This is a genomic window from Loigolactobacillus rennini DSM 20253, assembly GCF_001436505.1.
Lineage (GTDB): Bacteria > Bacillota > Bacilli > Lactobacillales > Lactobacillaceae > Loigolactobacillus > Loigolactobacillus rennini.
Genome location: NZ_AYYI01000056.1, coordinates 1 through 4,299, shown reverse-complemented (window position 1 = coordinate 4,299; position 4,299 = coordinate 1). Strand labels below are relative to the sequence as shown.

Here is a 4,299-nt window from a genome sequence, read left to right as displayed (position 1 = left end):
GATACATATTATATGTACGAAGGCATTTCATTTACACAAGATTCTTGACGCTACCGTTTAACTAATGAGTAGTTAAATTAGTCATGCGGGACACCACAAACATTGATTGGGTGAATTGATAACTAGCCGTCTAATCACACGCCATTTAGCACCATGTTCATGTTAAAAGGACTGTACCATGACTTATGGTACAGCCCTTTTTTACTTTTAACAGAAGTTTAATTTAATTTTAGCCAGTTTAATTGCTGAACTTCACACAATTTTCAAATTCTTTTTTTATACTAAGCTTAGTAGTGAGGTGAGAGTATGCGGATCCTACAGAGGGTGATTGCCAGTTTGCGCTATCATTGGCGCTATGGGATCTTTTTAAGTATCATCAGTGCCCTTTTTTTAATCAGCAGTTTAACGATTTTGTTGTTACGCAACATTCAAGGACAAGCACTACGTCTATTTGAACAACGACTAAACAGTCTGGCCCGGAGTGCACAATTCATTGACCGGCTGCCTTTATTGCAACAACTAGTTCGTGTCCGCCAAACTATCATTAACGATGCCCAAATTTACTTCACCATTTTATTTTGGGGATTTGCAGTGGTCATTTTAATGTTAAACTCACTTACATTATGGCAACGTCAATCAGAATTTAATACCTACCAATTAGCAGGCCAAAATGGTATGACTAGTAGTTTACAATTTGCTTTAGAAAATCTACTCCTATTTAGTTTAGCTGCTGGCATCATTGCCATTATCATGTTATTTAGTCAAACAATTTACCTCAATCAGTTAGCTTTACTTAGCCAACATTGGTTCAATCAAAAATTGCCGGCTAAACTTACAACATTGCAACTGACGCAACATGGTACTGCTTGGACGCAATTTAATCAATTATTTCACCATCAATTAACTACCTTCAATGGTCACTTATTGCTTTTTGACCAAGGGACTAATAGCAACCTATTTACAATCGATTTTAACCGGTTATTCTGGGCTTTAACTTGGCGTAGCGGGTTACTAACTTTTATCATTAGTTATCTCAGTGCAATGGTTTATAACTGGCGTCTCAAGCGACAAAATGCAAATTAAATGGCAAAATGATTTTAGTAAAGGAGTTTGCGATGTTTGCTTTTCATTCAACTAAAAATCAAATCCAGTTTTTAAATTGTTGGCAAACCGCCTTTGCCCCCAAACAGCTTTATTTTATTTATGTTCCTACAGCACAACAACGGCGACAAATTTGTCAGCATTATCTCAATTTATTTGCTCAGCACCACCTAAGCAAACAAATCGGATTAATTACACCGCAAAAAGCTGCATTACTGCCTTATTTAAGTGTTGAAGAAAATATTTTACTCAATTTAAACCGGGGTTTCACCAAGAAAAATCGCTCTTGGCAACGTTGGCAAGCTGCTCACCCTACTAATTTTTTCGACAAATCCCCACGTGATTTGACGGCCAGTGAGCGCTTTTATGTTCAACTTTACCGTAATTTATTAATTGATAAAAAATTTATTCTCGTTGATACAAATTTAGCCCAAGAAAAACCAACAACTGTTCAAACATTATTAACAGCGCTAGATCGTTTAGTCAAAACAGAAAATTGTACATTGATTTTTTTAACGGCAAATACTGAATTACTTGCCAGCGAAACGCAAAACCGTCTAACTCACATTCCCTTCTTTACTGCTCATCAAAAAAGTCTAAATAGTTAATTGACAAATAAAAGGTGACAAAAACTGCTAGATGGTACACATTGATCGAATAAGGTTCAACACTCAAAAAGGACTGCAACAAATAGTTGTTGCAGTCCTTTTTTGGACGGTCTTGCGTACACTTAAATTTATTTTTGGACTTGGCTTGCTGTTTCATCCGGCAAATGAATGGTAAATGTCGTGCCGACTTTTTCCTCACTAGAAACATCAATCGTCCCACCATGAAGTTGAACGAGCTGGTGAACAATTGCTAAGCCTAATCCAGATTCCCCATACTTCGTATTCTTTCGGGAAGGATCTGCTTTATAGTAACGTTCCCAAATATTTTTTAGTTGTTTTTTAGACATGCCAATACCGTTATCAGCAACTTGTAAAATTGTTTCGTGATAACCACGTTTAGCTGCAATGGTAATTTGTCCCTTTTGTGTAAACTGAATCGCATTTTGAATAATATTAAACATAATTTGAACAAAACGGTCATAGTCCGCGTAAATCGGCACATGCTCTTCTGCTTTAAGCGTTAATTGGTCACCTGCTTCATCGGCTTTGTTAGTTAACTGCATCAACATATCTTTTAAAGCTTCAGTCGCATTGAAGTTACGTTTAGATAACGTTATTTGATTCGTCCGGATTTTTTCATAATCAAGATTTTCATTGACAATCCGAATCAAGCGTTTAGTTTCATTTTGCATCAATGTAATGCTTTTTGTGCGCATATCTGCTGGAATCGCATCATACTGCAGGCCTTCTAACAACCCATTAATCGTAGTCAACGGTGTACGCATTTCATGTGCTGCATCAGCCATAAACTGCCGCCGTCGTTCCTCTTGCCGTTTGATTTCTGCTTCAGAAGCTTGTAACGATTGGGTCATGTGGTTAAAATCAACAGCCAAATCATCTAATTCGTCGTGGCTTTTAGCTTCAAGCTGCACATCAAAATCCCCTTTGGCCACCTTGTGTGCGGCCCCACGCAAACGATTAATTCGAACATCTTGATATTTAGCTAGCAAATAGCTCAAAATAATTGCTGCAATGCTTGAAATTAGCAAAGCAGTGAATAAATTACGCTCAATTTTACTAATACTAGCATGAACATTGGCGACTAACGCCCCTACTGAAATAACTGCTTTAAGCTGGCCATTATAAAAATAAGGCACTAAAACATCGGTCATTTCTTGACGCTTATTTAAAACATTAGTGCCATGGTCTGATTTACGGTAAATCCGTTTGCCTTGCTTCAATCTACGCCAATCTGTTTGGTCAAGCTGACCGGATAGACGCGGATTAACTGCTGGATAAATCATTTTATTTTTTTCATTAAAAACAGCGAAATGAACTTTTTGCTTTGCTAAGACGGCTTCGCTATTACGGAGCATATTAACCTGCAAACCAGTATACCGATTAGTAGTTTTGTCAACGGTCATCGCCTGTTGCATCAAACTATCAGCATAACCTTCTAATTGGTCCCAAGTGTTGTCATAAACCATCTTATCGGTAAATTGGATAAATGATAAACCGACCACAAATAAAGTTGTCATAATCACTGCAAAAAAAGCCAGCATTTGTTGATAAATCAATTTCATTGTTCAATCACATCAGAATCATCAAATTTATAACCAACGCCCCAAACAGTCTGAATAATTTGCGGTCCCACTTTTTCAATTTTTTGACGTAACTTTTTAATGTGCGCATCAACTGTGCGCTCATCACCGTAATATTGATAATCCCACACTAATTCCAGTAACTGTTCGCGCGAAAAAACTTGTTTTGGTTTTTTTGCCAAAGTACGCAGTAAATCAAATTCTTTTGGTGTTAAACCTTCAATTGGCTTATCAACCAAATAAGCTTCACGTGTCTTAGTATTAAGTTTAAAGTGATCAGTGACCACATCAAAAGCTTGATCAACATCATGATCAATGTCACTTGCTTTAACATCACCTAATTCAGCCCGCCGGTGCAGTGCCTTAATGCGTGCAATCAACGTCATAGGACTAAAAGGTTTAGTGACATAATCATCTGCTCCAATTTCCAGCCCTAAGACTTGGTCGCTTTCAGAATCCCGTGCGGTTAACATGATTAGCGGAACTGCTTTTGATACACGGCGGATTTCTTGTGCAACCTGCATGCCATCTATTCCGGGTAAATTTAAATCAAGTGTAATAATGTCCCAGCTGTCGGGTGCCTCTTTAAAGAGTTTCAACGCTTCATTGCCGTCATAAGCAAAGTTAACTTGCCAATTTTCTTTTGCAAAAAACATATTCATCATTTCAGAAACAGATTTATTATCTTCAATCATCAACAAACGCATTGTGATTATTCCTCCATTTATACAGCACAAAGTAAATCATTAAACTTTTATTCGTTAAAATACCGTGATTGCGCCCATTAAATAACCGTACTCACGGCAACTCCTGCAATTATGATAGGCATAATGCTAACTGTTTTGCAATAGCTTAGCCATGCTTTTAGTACAAAATCAAAAAAGAAAAGCACTTAATCAACCATTAATAAACAGTTAAAGATCACTTTTAAACAGTGAAGTGAACCCTTAAAATTGGACAACTTTATTAAGCTGCTTTCTGGGCGGTAA

4 protein-coding genes are annotated in these 4,299 nt (G+C 37.1%); 2 read left to right on the top strand and 2 right to left on the bottom strand.

The annotated features are described in order from the left end of the window. Positions 1-306: 306 nt before the first annotated feature. The gene (locus tag FC24_RS07690; RefSeq protein WP_057874311.1) at positions 307-1,083 is read left to right on the top strand and encodes a hypothetical protein; all 777 of its coding nucleotides are present in this window, start codon (positions 307-309) and stop codon (positions 1,081-1,083) included. A gap of 32 nt (positions 1,084-1,115) precedes the next feature. Further along, on the top strand, positions 1,116-1,709 hold the full coding sequence (locus FC24_RS07685) for a P-loop NTPase family protein (protein WP_057874310.1): 594 nt from the start codon (positions 1,116-1,118) through the stop codon (positions 1,707-1,709). A 128-nt stretch (positions 1,710-1,837) separates the two neighbouring features. Here FC24_RS07685 and FC24_RS07680 read toward each other — a convergent pair whose 3' ends face one another. Both FC24_RS07680 and FC24_RS07675 read right to left on the bottom strand, forming a co-directional pair. Then, positions 1,838-3,292: a sensor histidine kinase gene (locus FC24_RS07680; protein WP_057874309.1), complete on the bottom strand. Its 1,455-nt coding sequence runs from the start codon at positions 3,290-3,292 to the stop codon at positions 1,838-1,840. After that, positions 3,289-4,017 carry a response regulator transcription factor gene (locus FC24_RS07675; RefSeq protein ID WP_057874308.1) on the bottom strand — a complete coding sequence of 243 codons (729 nt, stop codon included), beginning with the start codon at positions 4,015-4,017 and terminating at the stop codon, positions 3,289-3,291. Before FC24_RS07675 ends, FC24_RS07680 begins: the two co-directional genes overlap by 4 nt. Positions 4,018-4,299 lie beyond the last annotated feature (282 nt).